The organism is Hydrogenovibrio sp. (assembly GCF_049975065.1).
Lineage (GTDB): Bacteria > Pseudomonadota > Gammaproteobacteria > Thiomicrospirales > Thiomicrospiraceae > Hydrogenovibrio.
The window spans coordinates 1-25,496 of the sequence record NZ_JBNGDN010000002.1; the positions used below are offsets into that span (position 1 = coordinate 1).

Genomic DNA, 25,496 nt, shown 5'->3' on the forward strand with positions numbered 1-25,496 from the left:
ACGAGCACAGCGCTGATCAGCACCCATAGAATATCAACCGATTGATCACTCATCGCTATCTGACCCGAATGTTTTATAAATTTGCATCGACCTTTCTTGCCCCTGTTTTCGCAAGAAATATGGCTCGATTAATCATTTACAAGCAATATTTATACCCTTTTTAGAATAGGCTTATAAAGCATGGGTATTGGATGTGGGCGGCGGTTTTGTTTGAAAAGTTTAATGTAAAGATGCACTTTTTTGGTGAAAATGTGATCGTTTAAGGTGCGATTGTTGGTGTAGCCATTGACATTCGGGTGCGTTGCAATCGTGCTCGGAAATCGACTGGGTTCCAATCGATTTCCGTGTGGCGTGTCATTTCGGTAGGCGGTCTCAGTAAGAGGAAAGCACCATGACACCGTCCATTTCCACATCGGTGCCTTTCGGCAGTTCTTTGACACCGACGGCGGCACGCGCCGGATAAGGCTGTTCAAAGTATTGCGCCATGATTTCATTAACGGTGGCGAAATGGCTGAGGTCGGTCAAGAAAATATTCAGTTTGACGATGTCTTGCAAGTTGCCTCCGGCGGCTTCACACACGGCGGTCAGGTTTTTGAAAACCTGGTGGATGCGTTCGGCAATATCGCCTTCTTGCAGAGTCATTGTTTCGGGAATCAAGGCAATCTGTCCGGAGAGGTAGACGGTGTTGTCGACTCTAACGGCTTGTGAATAAGTGCCGATTGCCTGTGGCGCTTTATCGGTGGCAATGATTTCTCGCATGACGTTTTCCTCACTATGGGGGGTTGAAAAGGGTAGCTGAAAAAAGCTTGGATTTTAGCACAAAATGCGAAGACGGTGGCTGACGAGCCGATAACGGTTTTTGCCAGGCCTGGTCATTAGCCTGGTTTACGACGCTTGGTTTACGAAGCCTGGGTTCAGTCATTATTTCTGCATTTCGCTGCGTTTTTCTGAGTTAAAGAGGGGATTTGTGAGGACTTTGGTTTGTGCTATACTGGCCGAGTTTTTAATTATTAGCCTTGGCTAAATTTTCAATCAGGTGGGTGAAAGAGTGAATGGATATTAATGGGTATTTGAGTCGTGTCGTGTTCGTTGTCGTCAGTCTTTTGCCGTGGTCGTTACAGGCTGAGCCGCTGAAGGTGGTTGCCACCACTGGCTTGGTGGGCGATCTGGTAACGCATATTGGTCAGGATCGGGTTGAGGTGACGGCGTTAATGGGCACCGGAGTGGATCCGCATCTGTATAAAGCCACTCACGGTGATCTGCGACGCTTGCAACAGGCGGACGTGATTTTCTACAACGGGTTGCATTTGGAAGGCAAAATGCAGGACATTCTGGAAAAACTGGCGCGAAAAAAGCCGGTGTTTGCGGTGACGTCGCAGTTTCCGAAGGATGCGATTTTGCATTTCGGGCAGGCCACGGATCCGCACGTCTGGTTTGATGTGCGCCTGTGGCAAAGAGCGGGTGAGTTTGTATTGAAAACGCTGGTCGAGCTGGATCCACGGAATGCGGTGCATTATCAGCAAAATGCAAAGGATTATCTGCAGCAATTGGCGGACTTGAATATTTGGGTCGCCGAGCAGATTCAAACGATTCCAAGTCAACAGCGGGTGCTGATTACCGCGCACGATGCGTTTGGGTATTTCGGGCGTGCTTACGGCATGGAAGTGCGGGGCTTGCAGGGCATCAGCACCGCATCGGAATTTGGGCTGCATGACATTAAGCGGTTAAAAGATTTGATTGTCGAGCGCCATATCAAGGCGGTGTTTGTGGAGTCCAGCGTGCCGAAAAAGTTCCTGCAATCGTTGGTGGCCGGGGTGAATGAGGCGGGTGGTCATCTGGTCATCGGGGGCGAGCTTTATTCGGATGCGCTGGGGCTGCCTGGCACGCCGCAAGCCACTTATATCGGTATGATGCAGCATAATGTGACTACCATCGTCGAGGCGTTGAAATAATATGGAGGCTTGGAAAACCATTGAAAATTCGCCGCTGACGGTGACGCAGTTGAGCATGCGCTATCAATACAAGCCGGTGTTGACCGATGTGAGTTTCGCCATTCCGGAAGGTCAGAACATTGCCATCGTCGGGCCGAACGGGGCGGGGAAGTCCACGTTACTGAAAGGCATTATGGGCTTGGAGCCGTTGATGAGCGGTGAAGTGCGTTTTTTCGGGCAACCGCTGAAACAGAAGCAGTTGTCGGTGGCCTATGTGCCGCAACGCGAGGAGTCGGATTGGGATTTCCCGATTAATGTGATGGACGTGGTGTTAATGGGGCGACACGGTCATTTGAGGTTCTGGCAACGTCCGTCGCGCGACGATGTGCTGATGGCCGAGCAGGCGTTGGCACGGGTCAGTATGCTGGATTTTAAGGATCGTCAAATCAGCCAGCTGTCTGGTGGTCAACAGCAACGGGTGTTTTTGGCGCGGGCTTTGGCGCAAAAAGCCAGCCTGTATCTAATGGACGAACCCTTTGCCGGGGTGGATGTCACCACTGAGAAAGCCATTATTGAGTTATTTAACGAGTTGAAATTGCAAAACAAAACCATTGTCTGTGTGCATCACGACTTGAACACCGTTGGCGATTATTTCGACTGGGTGTTGCTGGTGAATGCGCGTTTGGTGGCGGCCGGGCCGGTGCAGGAAGTGATGACGCCGGAAAACCTTAATAAAACCTATGGCGGTCGTCTGTCGCTGTTGAGCGAAATGACCGAAAAGCTCTACCGCTCCAATCTGGATAAGGTGCACGATGACGAGTGATTTTGTCGCCTATTCGCCGGATTACTGGGCGCTGTTTCTGGCGTTTTGGCGATTCGAGGATGCCAATGCCGTCTGGGTGATGGTCGGCTCGATTTTGCTGGGCTTCAGTGCGTCGGTGATTGGCGGATTTGCCTTTTTGCGCAAGCGTTCCTTAATGGGCGATGCGCTGGCGCATGCCGCTTTGCCTGGGGTGATGACAGCGTTTATTTTATTTCATGCCCAGTCGCCATTGCTGATGTTTTTCGGTGCGCTGTTTAGCAGTTTTATGGGGCTGTTCCTCATGGATTGGCTTCCCAAGCACACCAAAATCAAGCCGGATGCCGCCATGGCGATTACCTTATCGTTTTTCTTTGCACTGGGACTGATGGAGCTGTCGTACATTCAGGGCATGGAGGTGGCGGGCAAGTCAGGCCTGGACAAAATTCTGTTTGGTCAGGCGGCGGCGATGCTGCCGAGCGATATTTACCTGTTGTCAGCGGTGGCCGTCGTGGTGTTGCTGACGGTGGCGGTTTTCTTCCAGAAATTCCGTTTGATTGCCTTTAACCGAACCTATGCGCAATCGCTGGGGCTGAACATTGCGTTTTATGAATTGGTGCTGGCGCTGCTGATTGTGATGTCAGTGGTCATCGGCTTGCAGATCGTTGGGGTGGTGTTGATGGCGGCGGTGCTGTTGACGCCGGTGGCGGCGGCACGCTTCTGGGGGCATAATCTGTCGGTTATGCTGATGACCGCTGGGTTGATTGGCGGTGTCAGTGGGCTGTTGAGTGCCAACATTTCCTATATGGCACCGGCCATGCCCACCGGGCCTTGGATGGTGGTGGTGTTGTCGTTGGTGTTTGCGGTGTCCTTTTTATTTGCGCCGCAACGTGGCTTGCTTTCCAATGTGTTGCGGCAGCGTCGCCTGCGACGTCAGGTGTGTGATGAAAATGTGCTGCGCACTTTGTATGTACTCAATGAACGTCACCCAGCCAATCGTCATCATGCTCAAACCGATTTGGCGTTGGATTTGCCGTTTGGAGAAGAAGATATTTTGACGTTGCGCACCATGCCATTGGCAGAATTGAAAGAGACTTTGGCGCGAATGAAAAAACAGGGCTGGTTGACCGCAACGGAAACCGTGCGGGCGGTGGCACTTTCACCCGCCGGTGCGGAACGGGCGATGGCGCTGACACGCCGTCATCGTCTTTGGGAAAACTATTTAACCGAACAGCTGGCGTTAACGCCGGATCAGGTGCACACGCAAGCCGAACAGATTGAGCATCTGTTAACAGATGAAGAAACCCAAGCGTTGGAGCAAACATTGCGAGGCACGCATCGCCAGGGTTCGCTGAAAGATCCGCATGGACGACGAATTCCGGCGGCGCAAGCTTCATCCGAACCCAAAGGAGCCGAATCATGATCGGTGATATTTGGATTCTCGCTACGGCCAGTCTGGTGGCGATCAGTTGTTCGATGGTGGGGGTTTTTCTGGTGTTGCGCCGCATGAGTTTGCTGGGAGATGCCATCAGTCATTCGGTGTTGCTGGGCATTGTGCTAGCCTATTTGATTGTTGGGGGACGTTCGGCTGTGGCGATGATGATCGGTGCGACCGCCATAGGGTTGCTGACCGCCTGGTTGTCGAACACGCTGCACCGAGTCGGAAAGCTGCAGGCCGATGCCAGTATTGGAATTATTTTCACTTGGTTTTTTGCCGTCGGGGTGATTTTGATTTCGGTTTACGCCGGACAGGTGGACTTGGATCAGGAGTGCGTGCTTTACGGTGAAATTGCGTTTGTGCCGTTTGATACCCTTCTTTGGGGGGAAACCGATCTGGGACCGCGCGCTTTTTGGTTAATTCTGGCCGTCTTTGTGCTGAATCTGGTGGTTGTCTTAGTGGGGTTTGAGCGCTTTAAACTGGTGTCGTTTCATCCGGCGCTGGCGGTGTCTTTAGGGGTCAATGTGGTGTTTTGGCATTATTTGTTGATGACGATGGTGTCCTTGACGACCGTGGCGTCGTTCGATGCCGTGGGGGCGATTCTGGTGGTGGCCTTGCTGGTGATTCCGGCCAGTTCGGCCTATTTATTGGCCCAGTCTTTAAAAGGTATGTTGTGGCTGGCGGCGGCCTATGCACAGCTTTCCGTTTTGGGAGGCTACGCCCTTGCCGTCTGGTTGGACAGTTCGATTGCCGCATCCATTGCGGTGATGGCCGGGATACTGCTGATGGTGACAGTGTTGATTTTGCAAGCCTTGAAAACACGTCGTCAGGGACGATTGGTTCGCGCTTGACAAGGATATGAAAAAGCCTGCTCATAGCAGGCCTGGTGGTTTTCAATAATCGTGGTTGGTGGCGAATCAGAGTCGTTGAATTTTTTCGACGATGGATAGGCGTTTCAGTTTGCGCATGACATCCGCTAGGTGTTTTCGGGTGTGGACGCGGATGACGATGTTCATCAGGCTGTAGGTTTCGTCTTTGTCTTCGGAGCGGACACGGTCAATGTCGGTTTTCATTTCGGCGATATTGCTGGCAATGGTCGCCAGAGCGCCGCGTCGATTGTGGACTTCGAGTTGCAGTTCGACATCAAAGGTTTGAGTGATGTTGTCTTCCCAGTTCACATCCAGCCATTTTTCCGGGTGGTTTTTAAAATGGCGCACGTTCTTGCATTCCTGGCGATGGATGACCAAGCCTTTTTCCGCGCTGATGAAGCCGATGATTTCATCGCCGGGAATGGGGTGGCAACAGCCCGCGAAATTCACAGCCATCCCTTCGGTGCCGGTGATGACAAGTGGCAGGGCGGATTCGTCGTTGTCGGGCGTTCGGAAGACGGAGTCTTCTTTACCCAGCACGACGTCGTGGATTTGCTTGGCCACCAGGTTTGACAGGCGTTTGCCGAGTCCGATCTCTTCCAGTAGCTGATCCCAGTTAGATAGCTTTAACTCAATGGCTAAGCCTTCGCGTATGGCATCGGTCAAGCCGTTGTATGACATATTGAAGTTGCGCAGCGCTTTTTCCAGCAGTCTCTGGCCGAGTGCACGCGCGGATTCGGACTGCTGGTTTTTCAAAAACGATCGAATTTGCGAACGCGCTTTCGCAGTGGTAACAAAATGCAGCCAAGATGGGTTGGGCTGCAGTTCCTTACTGCGGATGATTTCCACGGTTTGTCCGCTTTCCAGATGGGTGCGTAATGGAATGAGCTTTTTATCGACTCGGCAGCCGACGGTGGCGTGGCCGATATTGGTGTGGACCGCGTAAGCGAAATCCACAGCGGTGGCGCCGGCCGGTAAAGTGACGATGTCGCCTTTCGGTGTGAAAACATAGATGACATTTGGGAAAAGGTCAATTTTGACGTTTTCCAGGAAATCCAGTGAATTGCCTGCGCCCTGTTGAATTTCCAGCAGGTTTTTGACCCATTCCTGAGCGCGGAGCTCAACGGCGGAAATGGGGCGTTCGACCTTGGTTAAAGAATCTTCTTCCAAGCCTTGTTTGTAGACCCAGTGAGCGGCAATGCCGTGTTCGGAGACTTCGTGCATTTCATTGGTGCGAATCTGGATTTCAATATAGGCACCGAAAGGGCCGAATAAAACGGTGTGCAATGACTGGTAACCGTTGGATTTGGGGATGGCAATGTAATCTTTGAAGCGCCCGGGAAACGGCTTGTAGAGTGAGTGCACCGAGCCGAGAACGCGGTAGCATTCATCCGCTGTGTTCACCACCACGCGGAAGGCGAAAATATCGAGAATTTCGTCAAAGCTCAGGTGCTTGTATTTCATCTTCTTATACAGGCTGTAAAGATGCTTTTCTCGCCCGATCACTTGTGCTGGAATGGTGTCTTCTTGCAGGCGCTGGCTGATGGAATCGTTGATCTGTTCAACGACTTCCGCACGGTTGCCGCGTGATTTTTTCACGGCGTTTTCCAGTACGGCAAAACGGTAGGGGTACATGGCTTTAAAGCCCAAATCTTCCAGCTCGATCCGAATGGCGTTAATGCCGAGTCGTGCCGCAATAGGCGCATAGATTTCCAGCGTTTCGCGGGCGATTCGGCGCTGTTTTTCGGGGCGCATGACGCCTAAAGTGCGCATATTGTGCAGGCGATCGGCCAGTTTGATGAGGATGACGCGAATGTCGCGCGCCATGGCCAGTACCATTTTGCGGAAGCTTTCGGCTTGCGCTTCTTGGGGGTTGTCGTATTCCAGTTTACCGAGTTTGGTAACGCCATCCACGATTTCGGCGACATTTTCACCGAAGCGGTCGATGATGTCTTGCTTGGAGAAAGGGGTGTCTTCGATGACATCGTGCAGGATGGCGGCGATCAGACTTTCGTGGTCGAGTTGGATTTCCGCTAGAATTTCGGCGACCGCGACCGGGTGCCAGATGTAGTCGCCGCCGCTTTTTCGGCTTTGCCCTTGATGTGCCTCTGCACCAAACTCAAAGGCGGCGCGCAGTTGTTTGAGGTGTTTTTTTTTGAGATATACCGACGCTTTTTCGATCAGGCCGTCAATGGATGTTGGGGTGGGCATAAACGTCGGAAAGGTCTCCTTGGCTGAGGTCAGGCGGGCGATCAGGTGAAGTAAGGCGGCGTGTCCGGGTCGGACATCACGACTTCTTTGTTAATGGTGTTGTCGGCCAGTTCGCGCAGTGCCATGACGGTGGGTTTGTCTTTTTCCCATTCCAGTGTGGCTTCGGCACCATTCGATAGCTGGCGTGCGCGTTTGGCGGCCAGAATCACCAGCTCAAAACGGTTCTCAACTTGGTCTAAACAATCTTCTACAGTGACGCGTGCCATTGGCGGTTCTTCCTATAATTTTCAGTAAACTATTATTTTACCGAATATCGGGCGGTCTATTCAACAACTAATTTTTTTAAAACGATTGGAGAGATTGCAACGATTGATTAAAGCAAAATGAATCGTCGGAGGTTATTGGCGGGTGTTGTTTCCCAGGGCGGCTAGATAGTCATCAAGCAGGTGCGATTTTTCGACCACCAGCTGGTAGGCGGCCTGCCCCATGGCTTGGCGCTCTTCGGGGTGGTCGAGCAAACGGGGCAGTTGCTGTTGCAGCTCGGTTAGGTGGCGGCATTGTAAGACGCCGTGGCGCTCTATTAACTGCTGGGTTTCTTCTTCGAAATCGGACATGTCCGGTCCGGTAACAATGCAGGCTTTCATTGCCGCCGGTTCCAGAAGGTTATGCCCGCCTTTTGCAACGAAAGCACCGCCCATAATGACCAGTTTTGCATGCTGATACAACGGCATGAGGCCGCCGATACGGTCGTAGAGAAAATAGTGGGTTTGGGGTGTGATGGGTTCGTTAAGACTGAGCACCGCCAGTTGTTCGCGAACGGCTACCAGTCGTTTGAGAATGCGCTGGCGTCGTTTAGGATGACGCGGCACCAGCACCAGTCGTTCGGGGCGGTTTAAGCCTTGCCAGAGTTCGACCAGTGCGGCTTCTTCTTCGGCATGGGTGCTGGCGGCTAAAACGTATTCAGACGTCTGTCCGCTTGAATCGGGGTTCGGCCATTTCAGCGGGTTGGGGTAGTCGGGTTGCGGGGTGAGTCCGGCGTACTTCAGGTTGCCGAGCACTTGGAGTGTATCGTCGTCCGCCCCCAGCTGGCGAAACCGATTGGCTTCACTTGGGTTGCGGGCATAAATGTGGCTGACGTAGCGCAAGGTTTGACGGTAAAGCCGTTTCACCCAAGCAGGGCTTTTGAGTGTTTTGATTGAAAGGCGTGCGTTAATCAGTTGGATCGGCACACCCTGTTGGTGGGTCAAGCGATAGAGGTTGGGCCAGATTTCGGTTTCCAGTACCCATAATTCGTGGGGGTGGTGGTGTTTGAGAAAACGGCGTATGGCAGACGGGTAGTCCAGTGGCAGGTAGCTGTGCATCACCTTTTGCCGGAAGAGTTCGGTCACCAGTTTGGCCCCGGTTGGGGTGTTGGTGGTGATGAGCAATGGCGTTTCTTGCAAAATAAGCGCGTTTATCAGGGCCTCGGCGGCTTTGACTTCGCCGACCGAGGCGCAGTGAATCCAAGTGGGATCGGCGCTTGTTGGCGCGGTTCGATAGCCACCAAAGCGTTCTGCTAGAAAGCGCCAGCCGCCTTGGCGGCGGGTGGCTTCCAGAAGCGTTATCAGGAAAATGACAGGGCTGAAAAGTCGGATCAGTAGCGCGTACAGCATCGCCTTAAAATACCGTTTGAGAGGTTTCACCAGGCCTGGTGGAATCAGTGACCCGCACTGAGTAAGGCTTCCATGATTTCGATATCGCCTGGCAAGTCCACTTCGGGCGAATCCCATTGGCTTTCAACCACTTTGATTTTATGACCGAATTCCAGTGCGCGTAACTGCTCCAACTTTTCGATGTCTTCTAAACGCCCCATCGGTAAAGCGTTAAAGGTATCGACAAACCGTTTGGTGTAGGCGTACACGCCCAGGTGTTTGAAGGAGTCGTGATCCCAGTAGTCGCGGCCATGCGGGATGGTGGCGCGTGAAAAATACAATGCAAAATCATTGACGTCGGTAACGAGTTTGACGTCCTTCGGGCTGGTGATTTCGGCCTCGTTGACAATCTTGAACGACAGGGTGCTCATTTCAAACGAACCGTCATAGTCGTCGGCTTTAAACGGGGCGATGACCGCTTCAATCGAACCTTGATGCACCAGCGGTTGGTCGCCTTGAACATTGACGATTAAATCGTTATCGTTTAAACCAATGGCGTTAGCGGCTTGAGCGATACGGTCAGTGCCGGATTCGGCTTCCGGCGGGGTCATAACAACCTGGCCACCGAAGGCTTCCACCACGTCCTTGATGCGTTCGTCATCGGTGGCGACGTACACCGCCTCAATCCCTTGTGCTTTTGATATGCGTTCGAAAACGTGTTGAATCATCGGCCGGCCGTTAATGGGTTTCAATGGTTTGCCGGGCAGGCGGGAGGAGCCGTAACGCGCCGGAATAAAAACATAGGTTTTCATAGAGAATTGGTGTCCTTGAATCGATCCGTTACGGCGGCAACGGATCAGAGATAGCCTGTAACAGGGGATTACATTTTCAGGTAAAGAGAACGCAACAGCTCCGGTGTGACCTTTTCTTTCCAGTTCGGGCCATAGACATTGTCCCAAAGGGGCGCCAAGCCGGAAGCCACTTGAATCATTTTGTCCATTTGTTCCTCGGAGAGATCCTGGCAAATACCGGTTGGCAAATGGATGTTGTGCTTATCCATCATCTGGCGGAATTTTGTTACGCCTTCCGGATAGAAATCGTCCAGAACGTTAAAGACAATGCAGTTGCCGATGCCGTGGTGGTAACCCAATACGTACGACAGGCCGTAAGATAGGGCGTGACAAGCACCGACTTGGCTGTAGGCAATGGATTGGCCACCCATGTAGGACGCCATCATCAGTTTTTCATCGGCTTCCGGGTGGTCGTTTAGGAAGACTTCATCGCACAGGTCGGACGATTTTTCACCGAAGGCACGGGCGAATTCATTGATGTAAGTACCGTTCAACGCCTCGACATTGTGGATGTAGCAATCCATGCCGGTATAGAACCACTGGTCTTTCGGTACGCCGGCGACCAGATCCGGATCCATGATGATTTGGTCAAAGACGGTGTAGTCGGAGTTCATGCCCAGCTTTTTGTCAGGCCCGGTCAACACCGTGGTGCGCGATGCTTCGGCACCGGTACCGGAAATGGTGGGAATGCCGACATGGTGAATCGCCGGGTTTTGGATTAGATCCCAGCCCTGGTATTTCACCGCACCGCCCGGATTGGTTAATAACAATGAAACCGCTTTGGCGATGTCCATGGAAGACCCGCCGCCGATCCCGACAACGCTGACCGGATCTTTACCCTTACCGAAGGCCTGAACCTGTTCGGTCAAGGCATCGACATAGGTGGTTTTCGGTTCGTCGGTGACGTCCAGCCAGATGACCAGATCGTGCGCCTGATTGGGTATGCGATCTTTAAGCGGCTTGTCTTGATGGACTTCGTCTACCAGAAACACCACATAATCGTCGGCATTTTGGCGTTCTTCCATTAAAACGTCATCCAGTTGGTCGAAAGAACCGCGTCCGAAAATCATTCTGGGCACGGTTTTAAAGTTGCGATGTTTCATTGGGTCATTCCTGTTGGTAATTCGTGTTTAAAAGAGGTACTGAGACTTATTTAAAGACTTTGGCAAACGCATCAATGCGCATTTGGATGTCGGCGTCTGACCAGGACAGATTAATGAGCATGGAAAGTGTCCGGCTCATAATGTCGTCGGATTTCGGGGTCGAGACCTGGGTGTAATCAGGACGGTCGGCAATCAGCTCGATGGGCAGCTTGGCCGGCCCCGTCATGTTGTGGATGTGATCCCAGTTTTTGAAGTAATGCCAGTTATTGGCATACCAGTAAAACACGCCCGGTACACCGGCGTCGCCCAACGCTTTGACCACCTCGCGGGTACGCGCTTCCGTGGGCAAAATAAGACTTAAAAAGCCTGCATTGTCACCGGCTTCGTCTGGGATCACCCGGAAGGAGACCTCATCGTATTGTGATAAAGCCTTTTTTAAGGCGTGTTTGTTTTTACGCTGAATGTCGAGAATACGATCCAACTTCTGCCATTGCGCCACACCCACGGCCGCGTTCATTTCCGATATGCGGTAGTTGGTGCCCATAATCGGGTGGCTTTCCGCGCCGCGATCCGAGCCGATGTGATCGTGGCCGTGGTCGGAGTATTGGTGGGCGTGCTTGTAGATGGTGTCGTCATTGGTCAGCACCGCGCCGCCCTCGCCGCAGGAAATGGTTTTCACCGAATCAAACGAGAAGGTGCCGACTTGGCCTAGGGTGCCCAAGGCTTGACCTTTATAGGTGCCGCCGGTGGCTTGACAGGCGTCTTCCAACAGAATCAGACCGTGCTTGTCGCAAACGGCTTTGATTTCGTCCATATGCCCCATGGAACCGCACATGTGTACAAAGTTGACCGCTTTGGTTTTCGGCGTGATGACGGCTTCGATGCCTTCGGGGGATAAGGTTAGGGTTTCGTCGATTTCCGCAAATATCGGGATGGCGCCCGCCAGCACAATCGCTTCCACCGAAGCCACAAACGTGAAGGGCGGCACGATGACTTCATCACCGGCACCGATTCCCGCAGAGGCCAGCGCGGTAGAAAGCGCCGCCGTACCGCTGGAGACCAAGTGGACGTGTTTGACGTTTAAGGTGTTGCGAATCAGGCCTTCCAGTTCGCGCGCTTTCCAGACATCGCTGCGCATGCCATCGAAGTTATAGCGAAAGGTAAACCCCTTGTCCATAACGTCGTCAATCTGTTGTTTTTCGGTATCATCAAAAAGTTCAAAACCGGGCATGGTGTGTTTCCTTAGTGTTAAATCATATGGTTTGTTCGGGAGCCAGTGGACTTGGATGGCGTCAGGCGTTGACTTGTGTCATTTCGTTAATCATCGTGGCGTGTTCGGCGTATTGGCGCGCCAGACTCTGACGGTTCGCCAAGAAGATACTGTGCAGTTCGTTGAGAGCGATGTCAAAGTTATTGTTGATGACAAGGTAGTCAAACTCTTTGTAGTGCTGCATTTCCGAAATGGCTTCTTGCGTGCGCTGTTGAATCACCGCTTCACTGTCGGTGCCGCGACCTTTCAGGCGGCGCTCCAGCTCTTTTAGGCTGGGCGGTAGAATAAAAATACTGATGGCATCCGGCATGAGGGTGCGAACCTGTTGCGCGCCTTGCCAGTCGATTTCCAGAATGACGTCTTTTTCGGTGGCGAGCAGGGTTTCGACATCGCTTTTCGAGGTGCCGTAAAAGTTATCAAAGACGTTGGCGTGCTCCAGAAAATCGCCGTTTTCAATTTTCTGCTCAAAGGCTTCGACCGATAGAAAATGGTAGTTGACGCCATCTTCTTCGCCGTCGCGTTTCGGGCGGGTGGTGCTGGAAACGGAAGCCTGGATACGGCTGTCACGGTCAATCAGCTTGGTGACTAATGAGGTTTTACCGGCACCGGAGGGTGCGGAAATAATAAAAAGCGTTCCAGCCATGGCGATTTCCTTTAACGGTTCTGGGTTCTGAGAATGGTGTTCTGAGCGTAGGTTTTTGTCGAAAAAAGACGAATTCTGAGTGCGAACATTTTATCAGAGTTTACCTAATTTTGTTGGGATTAGGCTACAATAGGCGCATGCATAATGAAAGTATTTTTTTAGTGGGGCCAATGGGTGCCGGAAAGTCAACCGTGGGTCGTTTTCTGGCCGAACGGTTGCGATACGATTTTGTGGACAGCGACCATGAGATCGAGGCGAAAACCGGCGCGACCATTCCGATGATCTTCGACATAGAGGGCGAGGCGGGGTTTCGTGCACGCGAAGCGGCGGTGATTGATGAACTCACGCAACGCACCGAGACGGTGGTGGCCACCGGCGGCGGTGCGGTGCTGTTGCCGGAAAATCGTCAATGTTTGCGTTCGCGCGGGTTTGTGGTGTACCTGAAGTCGTCGCTGGATGCTCTGGTGCAACGCACCCGTCACGACCGCAATCGTCCTTTGTTGCAAACCGAAGACCCGAAGCAGGTGTTGCAAACCATCATTGAACAGCGTGGCCCTTTATATGAAGACGTTGCGGATTTGGTGATTGAAACCGAGCAGATTCCGGTGCATCGGGTGGTTCGCATGATTGTTGATCAACTTCAGGAAAAACAGGTTATTTAATTTGAAAACACTCACAGTTGAGCTAGGGGAGCGCAGCTACCCCATCTTTATTGGTCAAGGCTTGATTGACCGAGCCGAATTGATCCAGCCCTATGTCACCGGTACGCAAGTGCTGATAGTTTCCAATACTACGGTGGCACCACTGTATCTGGAGCGGGTCAAACAGACCTTTTCCGATTACGAGGTGCAGACGGTGGTATTGCCGGACGGCGAACAGTATAAAAACCTTGAGATTCTGAACCGTATTTTCGATGTGGCCATTGAGCACCATTTCGACCGCAAATGCACTTTTGTCGCCTTGGGCGGCGGGGTCATTGGCGATATGACCGGGTTTGCCGCCGCGGCTTATCAGCGCGGGGTGAACTTTATTCAAATGCCGACCACCTTGTTGTCTCAGGTAGATTCGTCGGTAGGCGGCAAAACCGGCGTGAATCATCCGCAGGGCAAAAACATGCTCGGCGCGTTTCATCAGCCGGAGTGTGTGGTCATCGACACCGATACCTTGAACACCTTGGAAGACCGCGAATTGTCGGCCGGCCTGGCGGAAGTTATCAAATACGGCCTGATTGTCGATTATCCGTTCTTTGAATGGCTGGAACAAAATTTGCCAGGCCTGCTGGACCGCAAAGCGGAAGTATTGGCGGAAGCCATTGAACGCTCCTGTCAGAACAAAGCGGACATTGTCGCCAAGGATGAAAAAGAAGCCGGATTGCGCGCTTTGTTTAATTTGGGGCACACCTTTGGCCATGCCATTGAAGCCGGAATGGGCTATGGCGTCTGGTTGCACGGAGAGGGGGTCAGTGCCGGGATGATGCAGGCGATTTACCTGTCCAAGTTGATGGGGGATTTGACCCAGGCCGATCAGGATCGTGCTGCGGCGATTTTAACGGCGGCGCGTTTGCCGGTGTTGCCGCCGTCCACCGATGACATGCCCAATGAACGTTTTTTACAATTGATGGCTGGGGATAAAAAAGTTCAGGCCGGTAAAATCCGTTTGGTGTTGTTGAAGGCGATTGGGCAAGCTTATGTCACCGGAGATTACCCGCCGCAATTGTTAGAGCAAACCTTGACCGAATATCGTTAACCTGATTTTACCCCAAGTTCTATAAGTCCATAAGATGGGTTTGGGTTAAAGTCGCTAGGAGTCTTTTATGCAAACCCTTGAAACCCTGCAAACCGATTTTGCCGTTGACGGCGTGCGTTTTTATCAACAGGATCAGTTAGTCATGGTCGAAGTGGTCAATACGGCCGCTAAAGCGGTGTTGACCACACATGGCGGCAGCGTCCTCAGCTTTACACCTCTTGGCGAAGGAACGTCTCAGCAGGACTGGCTTTGGGTATCGGACACGGCGGTGTATCATGGCAAAAAACCCGTCCGTGGCGGCATTCCGGTTTGCTGGCCTTGGTTTGGTGCGGCCGAAAAAGACGGGCTTCCGGCGCACGGTTTTGTGCGCAATAAAGTGTGGGATCTGGTATCGGTGACGGCGCTGTCGCCTGCCGAAACACGGATCGAATTACGATTTGCCACTTCTTTTGAAACCTTATCGCTCTGGCCGCAGGTGTTTGAACTGCGTTTAACGGTCACGGTGGGCGAGACCTTGACGCTGGCCTTGGCCACGTTGAACCCAACGGACAAGCCGTTTGAAATCACCGAGGCATTTCACAGCTATTTTTCAGTATCGAATGCGCCGGATGTGTGGGTGGATGGATTGCAAGGCAGCGAACGTCACGATAAATTAACCCACGCTGAGCCTGTGACGCAAACCGAGTCGCTGGCGATTCAGCCGCCGATTGATTCGGTTTTCTTAAATCAGCCAGGCCTGGTGAAAATCAACGATTCGGGGTTGGGGCGTTGTCTTTGCATCGAAAAAGAATCGGCGCAGTCCTCGGTGGTGTGGAACCCCGGCGCGGAGATTGTCAAAGGCTTTGCCGACATGAATGACCAGGCCTGGCCGGAAATGCTGTGCGTGGAGGCGGGCAATGTACTGGACAACGCCGTGACCATTGCGCCCAAAACCGAGCATGTGCTGCGAATGGTGATTTCGGAAACGCCGCTTTAGCGCAACTAGTCGACTGATCCATCTTATAAAAAACGGCGCTGAACAGCGCCGTTTTAGTGTGTGAACTCGGTTTTGACGCCGAGTGTCAGAAGAGGTTGTTTAAGCGATTAAGCCAACACCATATTGGCGCGCAGCTTTTGAATGGCCTGCTGTTCAATTTGGCGGATGCGCTCCATCGACACGCCATACTTTTCCGACAACTCTTTCAGGCCGGTTTTGCTTTCGGTCAACCAGCGCAGTTGCAGAATGTCGCGGCTGCGGTCGTCCAGTGCTTTCAGTGCCTGTTGCATTTGGTTCAGGTCATAATCGGCCTGAGATTCGTTGACCAATTGCGTTTCCGGATCCAATTCGCGGCTGACCAGCAGGGGCGTGTTGTTTCGCTGGCCGTTTTCTTCGTCATCCGTTGGCAAATCGACTGACATATCCTGTCCGTAAAGACGGGACTCCATTTCCAGTACGTCCTTACGGGTCACGCCCAGTTCTTTTGCGACCGCATCGGCATCCTTGTCGCCAAACCATTCCAGCGTTTTTTTGGTGCTGCGCAGCTTGAAGAACAGTTTGCGCTGGGCTTTAGTGGTGGCAGTTTTGACAATGCGCCAGTTTCGGATAACGTATTCGTTGATTTCCGCGCGCACCCAATGCACCGCAAAGGTCATCAAACGCACATTCTCCGCCGGGTTAAAGCGTTTCACCGCTTTCATCAGGCCGATATTGCCTTCCTGAATCAGGTCGCCCAATGGCAAGCCGTAGCCTTTATAAGAGCGCGCAATCGGCACCACATAACGCAGAGACGATAGGATTAATTGGCGAGCCGCTTCCAAGTCCTGTTGGTAATACAGTTTTTCCGCCAGCGACATTTCGTCTTCCGCCGTCAGTTGCGGCAGGGCTTGAACGGTGCGGAGGTAGGTCTCCAAGTTTTGGCCAGGAGTCAGATTGTTCGCAAACCGGATTACATCATGAGTCATGCACTTTCTCCTAATCGAAATTGGGTTAAGGTTTAATACCTTCATACTACACTGTTGTTAGCACTCAAGTCAAGAGAGTGCTAGGGGTTTTTGGCCAGATTTTGCCGTGTTTTTATAGCGTCATGAACTCTTTTAAATCAATTAATTAATCGTTTTAAGTGAAGTGATTTGTCACGATGCGTGCGGCGGTTCACCTGTGAAATCATAGATCGAGCCGTTTACCAATCCGAGCCGCTGTTGCGCTCCATTTCGTCCATTTTTTTGCGCAGAGAAAGTGGGCGCATATCCGTCCAGACGTCGTCAATGTAATCCAGACATTCGACCTTTGAACCCTGAAAACCAGCGTCTTGCCATCCAATAGGGGATTCCCGATCCGCCAGCCAGATAGCATATTGCGCTTCACGATTGACAAGCACTTTGTAGGTTCTAGAGTTCCGTCTGTCGTCGTCAAAATAGGTGTCAATGTACACCAGTGCCGTGCCAGCCGTTTCAGGCACATTGCCGCGTAGAATCTCTGCACCATAGGTCAGTGTTTGGCGATCAGCGTCCCATTGCGGGCTTGAGAGTGTGACCAGAAGGGTGTGCAGGCGATTGTCATCCGTTTGCAGCGTCACAGACGCATTAGGGGGGTGGTTTGAAAGTTTTTTGGCCAGATGTCATCCACCCAAAAGTCGGTGGTGATGACGCTGAAATCGTTGTTTGGGGTGACGGGCAACATCAGTATCTCATCCAGCGGGTAGGAAAGGGTCAGGCGGTAACCGTTAGCCGTGCTTTGCAGCTGACCACGGGCGGCGGCTTGAAGAAAGGTGTGACTCTGGTCGGCTTTCAGCAAGCCGCCTTCATTGTCCAAATAGAGAATCGCTTGTTGCAGTACGCCGCTTTCCAGCAAACTGTCGGTTTGTAATGTCCAAGTCAGCTGTGTGGAAAGCGCATTCGCTTCCAAAGATAACACCTTGGCCGGGGCAATAAACCAGTCGCCATTGGCATCACGATACGCCAGACCGATATTCGGCGGATAGGGTTTGAAGTATTTTGGCCAGGTCTGCTGGGTGAAGCGCAATAGGTTTTCCGTGCCGGTATCGCGTCCGGGGCGGTCATGAAACCAAACCATCGGGTCTTGATGCTGCGCGGTTTTTAATTGATAGGTATTGGTCCCAGGAGCCGTGTTCAATTCCGCCTCGTTGGCTTCCAGCACATAGAGTTTTGTCTGATCGCTGTCTGTGTTATGACTGTTGTTGCCGTTGCAAGCGAACAAAAAAAGGACAGGGCGAGCATTAGCAGTACGCGAATTTGAGTAAGAGCCTTCATAGTAGAGCCTTTTTGAGTCGTTGGCTCGAAAAATTACCTTCGGTTTTTCGATTCATAAATGGGTACCAAGGCCGAACAGGGCATTGTTTTCACAAAAAATTTCGAATAAGCGTCGACTCTACGAGGATGAGCGACTGACAATAGGGTTTGAGGAATTAAACGGCAAGAAAGAAGATGCCTACTTTCTGATAATTTATGTTTCTGATAATTTATGAATTTTTTCGAGCTTAAAAATTATTATAAACACATTAACCCGACGATTTCATGAATTTGTGCTTCGCAAGGTCGGTGCAACTGTGTGAACTCGTCGGGTTAAAAGAGCGGGGATCGATTTACACATATTGGGATTCGATTTTAACTCCCTTGTATTCGCACCGGGTCGAACTTGCATCGTGTTGACTTTCGCGTTTAGGGTGTAACGTTCAGGATGTAACACCGATTGAACTGTTGCGGTATGATGTTGGTGACACAAATATATTAGGGTTTAACCCGTTTAATCCGTTTGATACGGACAAGGAAAACACGATGGGTCAGAAACTTGAAGCGTTAAACGACAAACTGACAGATTTTATCCAACAGCAAAAAATCTATTTTGTCGGCACCGCCACCCAAGACAGTCCCGTGAATGTGTCGCCCAAGGGGATGGATTCGTTGCGCGTGCTTTCGGCAAATCAAGTGGCTTGGTTAAATGTCACCGGCAGCGGTAATGAAACCGCCGCCCATGTGCAACAACAGCCGCGTATGACACTGATGTTTTGCACGTTTGAAGGTGCGCCTTTGATTTTGCGTTTATAAGGCACGGCGAAAGTGGTGCATCGCCAAGACCCGCAATGGAATGATTGTATCGCCTCTTTCACCCCCTTCCCGGTGCACGTCAGATTCATTGATTTAGCCCGAAAAATTCATAAATTAGGCACCATCTCGCTTGCCCCTTGATTCCACAAGCCATATTTTCTCAGTCGGTCGTAATCGTGGAGTCGACACTTCTTCGAAAATTTCCTTGTGAAAACAATTTCCTGCGCGATTTTGGCGCAAATTTATGAAATTTTCGGGTTAGTGCAAACCTCTTGTGGGATGGGTGTGCCGTTTTTCGACTATGTCGAGGAGCGCGAACAGCTGAACGAATGGGCGGTTAGAAAAGGCGAAGACGGCATTTCGGAATACTGGGAACAGAAAAACCAGACCAGCCTGGACGGCTTGCCGACGCATATAACGCCATTAAAAATTCATCGGTTTGCCCATCAAAAAGAGCTTGTGCTTGCATGCCCAAGGTCGCTAAGTCTGTCTCACCGACCTGCTCAGAAATCCAGTCGGATTGTGGTTCAAAGCTTAATGCGCCGAGCGCGCGCGACCCGACCAGTGCCAAACGATCCATCTGCGTCACTTGAGAGGGTGCAGTCCCCTGCTGACGAAATAATCGATCCTGCAACAGCAAACCCCAACCGTCTGGCAAGCAATCGGCAAAGACACCATGCAGTCCACCGTGAGGTGTTTTAGGCGCAGGCTGAAGATCAAGTGTTTCGTTTAAACTAAAGGGCGAAAGGTGGCCGAATTCACTTAAATAGGCCGCATCATATTGAAAAAACACGCCTTGACGATTTTGTGCCAACACACCGACGGCAACCTGCTCACCGGTTTCCAGGGTTCGATGCACCTGTAGTTTTTGAATCGGTTTAAAAGCCATCTTGCTCGACGGAACCTTTCGGGCGTTGGGTGCATTGCGTCTTCAGTCGGTCATAATCATGGCGTTCGAGTGGAAAGTGGAGGGGAGGAGACTAAAACACAGCAAAGCCGAATGTTGAAGGGGACATTCGGCTGAAACACGGGAGGGGCTTTTTAAGCGTTCGGTTGGTCGGTTTGCGTGATGGCTTCCTGCCAGGCGTCGCGCACTTCGGTCAGAATTTCAATGGCGCTGTCCAGATAAAAAGTGTCTTTTTCAAACACGGCTTCCTGAATGGCTTTATCGGCGTAGTTGTACAGCTCTTCCAGATCAAACGCCATCGGCGAGTTTTCCGCTAGGTTTAAGCGGTCGCGCAAGGCGTCCAGAATGGTGGTCATGCGTCCAAGGTGGAAGCCTTTTTCCACCAGCGCTTGGCTTTGGTGACACACTTTGGCCAGATTGCCCTTATCCACTACGCCTTGTAATAGCAGCATGACGGTTTTCATTGGGTTGGTGACCAGCTCGGCTTCAAACTGACTGTCTTGTTGGTAGTCTTTTAAAATCGGTGCTTTGGGTTGACCGGCCTGTGCGGCGGTGGCTTCGGTCGTGGTGTCTTGCATCATTTCGTTCATCATCATGGCAACAATCTCCTGTTTGTCCAAATGGATTTCGGTTTTTGCGTTGAAATGGCGTCGCGGTCAGCGACGGTTCTAAATCGGTTGCCTAGTACAAAGCAGTCACTGTGCCATGCGAGAGATGTGATTTATAACTGATTGAAAATAAACAATAAGTTTTTAGTATTTCCTGTATTTTTTTAGGGTTTTGACGGCGTTTCGACAGATGTTTGGCCTGCTCACAATGGCGCTTTATCAGAAAGTTGACACATCGGGATCGGGTGTCTGTTTTTCGGCGTCATCTGAGTAATGAGGCTTAATGAAAAGGGGTGAGCGATAGGGCGGGAGGCTGGCGGCAATTTTCGCCCTTTTCGTTTGCGATTGGTTTTGTTGGGGTCTTAAAACGGCGGGGTTAAATCAGTGGTTCAGTCAATTGAATGGCGGTAAACCCATTGACAAAAGGCTTCGTAGAAATTGGCACTGCCCTTGCTTGATCGTCTGCAAACGAGGCAAAATTGATTTGGGTCAAGCTGACGAGGGTCAAGCCGACCCAGGTCAAACTGACACAGAGCAAGCAATGATCGAGCTGATCGAAAAGGGTAAGTGATTATGACGCAGTTAACGCATCCTACCGCACGCAAGGCAAAACCCGGACGAAAACGTGACTGGTCATCGTCGTCGATGTCATCCGTGGTGACAGACGCCACCGCATCCGCATTGGACGATACCATGAAACAGGCCGGACTGCAGCGCCTTTTAGGCGAGTTGCAAACACGGTTTACCGATACGCCGGATGTGGCCTATCTGATTGAGTCGGAAGTGCAGCAGCGCACGGCGGAGTTGTATTACAAAGCCAATTTCGATTCTCTGACGCATTTGCCCAATCGCGGCTATTTTCACGAGTTGCTGGACGACCTGGTTCAGTCGGCCACTGAGGCGCAGACGGACTTTTCATTACTGTTTCTGGATCTGGACGGGTTTAAAAGCGTTAATGACACCCTAGGCCATCACATTGGCGATGACTTGTTGCGTTACGTCAGTGCGCGATTGCTGGCGGTGGTGCGCCAGCAGGATGTGGTTTGTCGCCTAGGGGGCGATGAGTTTGTAATTTTGCTGCCGGAGCGGGTGGCCACAGCGGAAATTGAATCCGTCTGCCAGCGCATTGTGGACGAGGTGGCGCGTCCTTACTGGTTTGACGGTCAGGAAGTGCGCACTTCCAGCAGCATTGGTATTGCTCAGTTTCCGCAGGACTCTAAGCTGGCATCTGAGCTGATCGAGCAGGCGGATGAGGCGCTGTACTTGTCGAAATCAAGAGGCAAGCGCACCTTTTGTTTTTATCAGGACGTTCAGTCGAAAGCGCCAGAGAAGTCGCAGGATTGGCAGCAGGCGTTTCGTGAGGCATTGCGCCACAATCGTTTTTTCACCGTGGTGGAGCCGCAGGTGGATTTAAAGCAGAACCGGGTTGTTGGCGGTTCCGTATGCCTGCATTGGACGCATGCCGAAGCGGTGAAAAAGCGGGAAGATGCGACGAATGCCACCTCGTCGCCCGTTCTGCACCCGCCGTATGAAGAGTGGCAAGGGCTGCTGCGCAGCAGTGGTCAGGAAATGTCGATCGGCAACTGGCTGCTGGACACCGCTTGTTATTATGTGAAACAGTGGTCGGCTTGGGATGCCGAGTTGATGGTGACGGTGCCGGTGTTCGAAAGCCTGTGGCAGCAGGACGATTTATTGGCCAAAATGCGTCAGCGTCTGCACCGATTTGATATTGCCCCCAATCAACTGCAACTGGCCTTTGCGCTGGCGCACCTAGAACAGGTGGAGCCGCATTGGATCGCGAGGCTGCAAGCCTTGTCTGAGGCCGGATTTCAGTTAACGTTGACCGGTCTGGGGGCCAGTCCGTTGCAGTTAGCGAGCCTGTCCGGTCTGAATGTGCAGGAAATGAAATTTGACCAGGTCTGGCTGAAACGTCACATGGTCACGCCCGAAGGGCAAAAGTGGATTCAGGCGTTGATTCAGATGGCGCAAGGGCTGGATGCCTGTGTGATGGCCACCGGCTTGAGTGAGGAGTCGGAAGTGAGCGCGCTGCGCGACTGGGGCTGTCACTTCGGCCAAGGCCCTTACTGGAGCTTGCCGATGGCTACGGAGCGCTTTGAGGCGTTACTGCGATAATCGGCTCGTCTGGCGAGCCGAACGGTTACGACTTCAATTCTTTGAGCATCTCCAGAATCAGCCTGGCCGAATGGGTCGCGGCCTTGTCGAGATACTGTTCAAAGGTCACCGCATTTTCTTTACCGGCAATGTCCGACAGCGAACGGATAATCACAAACGGCACCTCAAACGCATGGCAGGTTTGCGCCACGGCGGCCGCTTCCATTTCGCAGGCCAACATCTCTGGAAAATGACTGCGGGTGGTTTCCACGTCTTCCGGCAGGTGCATAAAACGGTCGCCGGTGGCGATCAATCCGTGCATGTGACTGACTTCCTGCAAAGCTTCAATGCTGTGAATGGCGATTTCCACCAGGCCTGGGTCGGCGGTGTAGTTTTCCGGGTGCCCCGGCACCTGACCCTTGACGTAGCCGAAAGGGGTGACGTCCACATCATGATGGGTGACCGCGGCGCTGATGACGATGTCGCCCACTTCCAGGTCTGGGTGAAACCCGCCCGCCGAACCGGTGTTGATGACACAATCCGGTTCGTAGAGTTTAATCAGCAAGGCGGTGCCAATGGCGGCATTCACCTTGCCGATGCCGGAGCGCAACAGCACCACTTCCAGTCCGTTAATCTGCCCGAGATAATATTCAAAGCCGCCGTGCGTTTCGGTGGTGCGGTTTTCAATCTGGTTACGCAGCAGGGCGATTTCTTCTTCCATCGCCCCGATAATCGCGACTTTCATTCCGATTCACCTCTTTTAAACGTCATTTAAACGTCATTGCCAAGTTGGCGCAGCGTTTCAGCATCCATTGCCAAGTCTTCGTTTTTGTTGACACCGATGCCGTGGTCGATAATATTTTGGGCAATCGCCTTGGCTTCGTCCAGCGAGTGCATTTTATAGGTGCCGCACTGGTACTCGTTCAGCTCGGGAATGTCTTCCATTTTCGCCACTTGCAATACGTCCTGCATGGCTTTTAGCCAAGCATCGGCCACGCGCTGCTCTTCCGGCGTGCCGATCAGGCTCATATAAAAACCGGTGCGGCAGCCCATGGGCGAGACGTCAATGATTTCCACATCGTCGGCATTGAGGTGGGCGCGAATGAAACCCGCAAACAGATGTTCCAGGGTATGAATGCCTTTTTCGCCCATCATGTCTTCATTGGGTTTATTGAAGCGCAGATCAAACACCGTAATGGTGTCGCCGCCCGGGGTTTGCATGGTCTTGGCCACGCGCACCGCCGGGGCTTTCATGATTTTGTGATCCACAGTAAAGCTGTCGAGTAGTGGCATAAGTCTTCCTTTTAATGATTTTCATTGAATTGCGTGAGCTTATTATAACGAATCATGCTCTGCAATGCCTTGACATATTCTTCTTTGCGGGCGGAATAGTTTACCAGCCCATTGGCCATTTCCAGCCCGGTGAGCGATTGGCCGTCGGCGCGTGCCTGGGCGCGGATGTCGCGCAATTTGGCATAGGTGTTATGGGTGTTGAGGTTGTGAATGTAGCTGACGACCGAGTCGTAAGGGTGTTTAAAGCGTTTCACTTCTTGGATCTCGCCTTGGGCACGCTGGCTGGGCACGAGGCCGCAGCCGGGCGTGTAACACCACTGGCCGAAATAATTGTGGCCTTCGCGGGCAAAGCGTGAGGTGCCCCAGGCGCTTTCATTGGCCGACTGCGCCAGCGCCAGCGCGGTGGGCACCTTGTCGATGCGTTGCAACAGCGCCTTGCGGTCGGCGGTGGATTCGGGGTTGAAAGGCTTCAGCCCGTAACGCGCCGCCAGCGTTTTCAGCCAGGCCTGGTCATTTGGTTGGCGTGTGGCCTGTTGCATCAGATTTTGCAGGCGCTGACGCTGGGTCAGCACTTCGGCATTGGCGCGGTGAACCAACGGTGCCATAAAATCGAAAAAGGCTTTTTTGCGTGCTTCTCCGTCCGGAATGGCGGCAAAGTTCGGTACGGCTGGCAAGGGCGCGTCGGATGTTGTGCTGTGTGATGTCGATGGTGACGGCGTATCCGATTGTGAGCAACCGCTCAGCAATAAGCCAAAAGTGAGCCCTACTAGCCCAAATAGTCCAAACAGGCCGAAAAAGCGACCTTGAAAAAAAGTGTGCATGGTGATTTTCCGCTAAAAGGTTGTTGTGATATTGTGATATTTGTTGTGACAGGGTAATGCGCCGTGCCGGCGTCAGCGACGCCGGTGCGGGCAGTGAACGTCGGTTATTTTCCGCTGGTAAAAGGCCCGTATTTGGCTTTTTCCAGTGCGGCTTGATCGCCGTTAAAATAGGCGGGCACCGGATAATCTTTCGGGCGGAATTTCGGGTTTGGAAAGTCTTTATCGCGCCCTGGGTGTTCGCTTCTGGGCAGCGACTCGATGTAACCCGCGATGTCATAAGCTTCTTCCACGCTCAGCACCGGCGATTTGTGGGTCGCGCCCAGCGGCATATTGGCGTAAATAAACTTGGTGGCGGTCATTAAGCGGCTCATGCCCGCGCCGTTATTAAACGAATCCGGTCCGGTCAGTGGTGGGAAGGTGTAGTTGCCATCCTTGTCGTAGCTGGCGGCTTTTAACCCCAGTCCATTGGCTTGATGGCAGGCAATGCAGTGTTCGGCATAGAGGTTTTTACCGGTTTTGGGATCGGCGGCGCGACTTGGGAAGTCGATATTCGGTAAGCCAGTGTATTGCATCGCTTGGTTGGGATGCGTGCCTTTGGCCAGCCAGGTAAAGTAGTCGATAATGCCTTTCATCTCTTTGGAGTCTTTCGGCAAAGGTTTGCCTGCGCCCTGGCTGCGCGTCATGCAGCCTTCCACACGGTCTTCTGGCGAACCGATGCTCATGCTGCGTTTGCGGAAATTCGGGTAGTCGTTCATCACATTCACAAACGGAATGCCATACGGCATGGTGCCCGGCAAGCCCTGGGGGCCGGAGATGTGGCAACTGGTGCAATTAAGGCTGTTGCCAGAATAGCGCAAGTTCGGGTTGGCCACTTTCGGTCCGATGGTGTCATTGGTTTGGTTGAGCACTTGAATGCCGTAACGAATCGACTCGGCGTTGGGTTCCTTATTAATGTCGGCTTTGTCCGGCACCGTCCAAGGCTGTACCAAGCGGTCTTTGTAGCGCTTCAGCAGTTCGCTGGCCTGCTCGGCGGTGAGGGTGTCACCGGGTTTAAACGGGCTGACATCCATTGCCATGGTCGTGGCGGTCAGGCTGCCACAGAACACCAGTGCCGTTAATTGAGTGAGTGTGCGAGTGGTTTTGCTGGGCGTTTTCATGAAATCTCCTGATTATGAGCCGCTGAAGTTGAACCGTTAACGTTGAGTCGTCGATGTCGCGC

The 25,496-nt window shown here is 52.3% G+C and carries 26 protein-coding genes; 9 read left to right on the forward strand and 17 right to left on the reverse strand.

All coding sequences use genetic code 11. The annotated features are described in order from the left end of the window. Positions 1–372: 372 nt before the first annotated feature. Positions 373–759 (reverse strand): RidA family protein, encoded by a 387-nt coding sequence (locus ACP5D0_RS00665; protein WP_472363619.1) that lies wholly within the window; start codon positions 757–759, stop codon positions 373–375. Positions 760–1,052: 293 nt separating this feature from the next. Between ACP5D0_RS00665 and ACP5D0_RS00670 the strand changes: the two genes are divergently transcribed. Genes ACP5D0_RS00670 through ACP5D0_RS00685 form a run of 4 tightly spaced genes read left to right on the forward strand, consistent with a single transcriptional unit; the run spans position 1,053 to position 5,019 of the window. After that, positions 1,053–1,952, forward strand: a complete 900-nt coding sequence (locus tag ACP5D0_RS00670; RefSeq protein ID WP_472363620.1) for a metal ABC transporter solute-binding protein, Zn/Mn family — start codon at positions 1,053–1,055, stop codon at positions 1,950–1,952. A 1-nt stretch (position 1,953) separates the two neighbouring features. After that, entirely contained in the window at positions 1,954–2,754 is an 801-nt protein-coding gene (locus tag ACP5D0_RS00675; RefSeq protein WP_472363621.1) for a metal ABC transporter ATP-binding protein, read from the forward strand. Further along, positions 2,744–4,153 (forward strand): metal ABC transporter permease, encoded by a 1,410-nt coding sequence (locus tag ACP5D0_RS00680; RefSeq protein WP_472363622.1) that lies wholly within the window; start codon positions 2,744–2,746, stop codon positions 4,151–4,153. Before ACP5D0_RS00675 ends, ACP5D0_RS00680 begins: the two co-directional genes overlap by 11 nt. Further along, entirely contained in the window at positions 4,150–5,019 is an 870-nt protein-coding gene (locus tag ACP5D0_RS00685) for a metal ABC transporter permease (RefSeq protein WP_472363623.1), read from the forward strand. The genes ACP5D0_RS00680 and ACP5D0_RS00685 overlap by 4 nt, the downstream gene beginning before the upstream one ends. A gap of 66 nt (positions 5,020–5,085) precedes the next feature. On the opposite strand, the gene ACP5D0_RS00690 is transcribed toward ACP5D0_RS00685, so the two are convergent. The 7 genes from ACP5D0_RS00690 to gmk form a co-directional block, all read right to left on the reverse strand. Then, the gene (locus tag ACP5D0_RS00690) at positions 5,086–7,248 is read right to left on the reverse strand and encodes a RelA/SpoT family protein (protein WP_472363624.1); all 2,163 of its coding nucleotides are present in this window, start codon (positions 7,246–7,248) and stop codon (positions 5,086–5,088) included. 41 nt (positions 7,249–7,289) lie between these two features. Further along, a complete protein-coding gene (rpoZ, locus tag ACP5D0_RS00695) occupies positions 7,290–7,514 on the reverse strand; it encodes a DNA-directed RNA polymerase subunit omega (RefSeq protein ID WP_472363625.1) in 225 nt (74 codons plus the stop codon). Between the two features lie 132 nt (positions 7,515–7,646). Beyond that, entirely contained in the window at positions 7,647–8,900 is a 1,254-nt protein-coding gene (locus tag ACP5D0_RS00700; protein WP_472363626.1) for a 3-deoxy-D-manno-octulosonic acid transferase, read from the reverse strand. 44 nt (positions 8,901–8,944) lie between these two features. After that, positions 8,945–9,691, reverse strand: a complete 747-nt coding sequence (kdsB, locus tag ACP5D0_RS00705; protein ID WP_472363627.1) for a 3-deoxy-manno-octulosonate cytidylyltransferase — start codon at positions 9,689–9,691, stop codon at positions 8,945–8,947. A gap of 68 nt (positions 9,692–9,759) precedes the next feature. Then, the gene (locus ACP5D0_RS00710) at positions 9,760–10,833 is read right to left on the reverse strand and encodes an iron-containing alcohol dehydrogenase family protein (protein WP_472363628.1); all 1,074 of its coding nucleotides are present in this window, start codon (positions 10,831–10,833) and stop codon (positions 9,760–9,762) included. Between the two features lie 46 nt (positions 10,834–10,879). Further along, positions 10,880–12,064, reverse strand: a complete 1,185-nt coding sequence (locus ACP5D0_RS00715) for a DegT/DnrJ/EryC1/StrS family aminotransferase (RefSeq protein WP_472363629.1) — start codon at positions 12,062–12,064, stop codon at positions 10,880–10,882. A gap of 61 nt (positions 12,065–12,125) precedes the next feature. Continuing rightward, positions 12,126–12,746: a guanylate kinase gene (gmk, locus tag ACP5D0_RS00720; RefSeq protein ID WP_472363630.1), complete on the reverse strand. Its 621-nt coding sequence runs from the start codon at positions 12,744–12,746 to the stop codon at positions 12,126–12,128. Between the two features lie 137 nt (positions 12,747–12,883). On the opposite strand from gmk, the gene aroK reads away from it, so the two are divergent. The 3 genes from aroK to ACP5D0_RS00735 all read left to right on the forward strand — a co-directional run bounded on the left by aroK (position 12,884) and on the right by ACP5D0_RS00735 (position 15,468). Next, a complete protein-coding gene (gene aroK, locus ACP5D0_RS00725; protein WP_472363631.1) occupies positions 12,884–13,408 on the forward strand; it encodes a shikimate kinase AroK in 525 nt (174 codons plus the stop codon). 1 nt (position 13,409) lies between these two features. Next, on the forward strand, positions 13,410–14,492 hold the full coding sequence (aroB, locus tag ACP5D0_RS00730) for a 3-dehydroquinate synthase (RefSeq protein WP_472363632.1): 1,083 nt from the start codon (positions 13,410–13,412) through the stop codon (positions 14,490–14,492). 67 nt (positions 14,493–14,559) lie between these two features. After that, complete coding sequence (locus ACP5D0_RS00735) at positions 14,560–15,468, forward strand: D-hexose-6-phosphate mutarotase (RefSeq protein WP_472363633.1); 909 nt, start codon at positions 14,560–14,562, stop codon at positions 15,466–15,468. Positions 15,469–15,575: 107 nt separating this feature from the next. Here ACP5D0_RS00735 and rpoH read toward each other — a convergent pair whose 3' ends face one another. The 3 genes from rpoH to ACP5D0_RS00750 all read right to left on the reverse strand — a co-directional run bounded on the left by rpoH (position 15,576) and on the right by ACP5D0_RS00750 (position 17,688). Further along, complete coding sequence (rpoH, locus tag ACP5D0_RS00740) at positions 15,576–16,433, reverse strand: RNA polymerase sigma factor RpoH (RefSeq protein WP_472363634.1); 858 nt, start codon at positions 16,431–16,433, stop codon at positions 15,576–15,578. A gap of 218 nt (positions 16,434–16,651) precedes the next feature. Next, positions 16,652–17,047, reverse strand: coding sequence for an MbtH family protein (locus ACP5D0_RS00745; RefSeq protein ID WP_472363635.1), 396 nt, complete (start codon positions 17,045–17,047; stop codon positions 16,652–16,654). Continuing rightward, on the reverse strand, positions 17,044–17,688 hold the full coding sequence (locus ACP5D0_RS00750) for a hypothetical protein (protein ID WP_472363636.1): 645 nt from the start codon (positions 17,686–17,688) through the stop codon (positions 17,044–17,046). The genes ACP5D0_RS00745 and ACP5D0_RS00750 overlap by 4 nt, the downstream gene beginning before the upstream one ends. A gap of 578 nt (positions 17,689–18,266) precedes the next feature. On the opposite strand from ACP5D0_RS00750, the gene ACP5D0_RS00755 reads away from it, so the two are divergent. Then, positions 18,267–18,536, forward strand: a complete 270-nt coding sequence (locus tag ACP5D0_RS00755) for a pyridoxamine 5'-phosphate oxidase family protein (RefSeq protein ID WP_472363637.1) — start codon at positions 18,267–18,269, stop codon at positions 18,534–18,536. Between the two features lie 337 nt (positions 18,537–18,873). On the opposite strand, the gene ACP5D0_RS00760 is transcribed toward ACP5D0_RS00755, so the two are convergent. Next, positions 18,874–19,425: a HipA N-terminal domain-containing protein gene (locus ACP5D0_RS00760; RefSeq protein ID WP_472363638.1), complete on the reverse strand. Its 552-nt coding sequence runs from the start codon at positions 19,423–19,425 to the stop codon at positions 18,874–18,876. 152 nt (positions 19,426–19,577) lie between these two features. Beyond that, the gene (locus ACP5D0_RS00765) at positions 19,578–20,039 is read right to left on the reverse strand and encodes a flagellar export chaperone FliS (RefSeq protein WP_472363639.1); all 462 of its coding nucleotides are present in this window, start codon (positions 20,037–20,039) and stop codon (positions 19,578–19,580) included. A 585-nt stretch (positions 20,040–20,624) separates the two neighbouring features. On the opposite strand from ACP5D0_RS00765, the gene ACP5D0_RS00770 reads away from it, so the two are divergent. Further along, positions 20,625–22,184: a putative bifunctional diguanylate cyclase/phosphodiesterase gene (locus tag ACP5D0_RS00770; RefSeq protein ID WP_472363640.1), complete on the forward strand. Its 1,560-nt coding sequence runs from the start codon at positions 20,625–20,627 to the stop codon at positions 22,182–22,184. Positions 22,185–22,209: 25 nt separating this feature from the next. On the opposite strand, the gene mtnN is transcribed toward ACP5D0_RS00770, so the two are convergent. The 4 genes from mtnN to ACP5D0_RS00790 form a co-directional block, all read right to left on the reverse strand. Further along, positions 22,210–22,908, reverse strand: coding sequence for a 5'-methylthioadenosine/S-adenosylhomocysteine nucleosidase (mtnN, locus tag ACP5D0_RS00775; protein WP_472363641.1), 699 nt, complete (start codon positions 22,906–22,908; stop codon positions 22,210–22,212). A 26-nt stretch (positions 22,909–22,934) separates the two neighbouring features. Then, positions 22,935–23,456: an S-ribosylhomocysteine lyase gene (gene luxS / locus ACP5D0_RS00780; protein ID WP_472363642.1), complete on the reverse strand. Its 522-nt coding sequence runs from the start codon at positions 23,454–23,456 to the stop codon at positions 22,935–22,937. Positions 23,457–23,467: 11 nt separating this feature from the next. Continuing rightward, on the reverse strand, positions 23,468–24,277 hold the full coding sequence (locus ACP5D0_RS00785) for a glucosaminidase domain-containing protein (protein WP_472363643.1): 810 nt from the start codon (positions 24,275–24,277) through the stop codon (positions 23,468–23,470). Positions 24,278–24,381: 104 nt separating this feature from the next. Then, positions 24,382–25,434 (reverse strand): c-type cytochrome, encoded by a 1,053-nt coding sequence (locus ACP5D0_RS00790; RefSeq protein ID WP_472363644.1) that lies wholly within the window; start codon positions 25,432–25,434, stop codon positions 24,382–24,384. Positions 25,435–25,496: the final 62 nt, after the last annotated feature.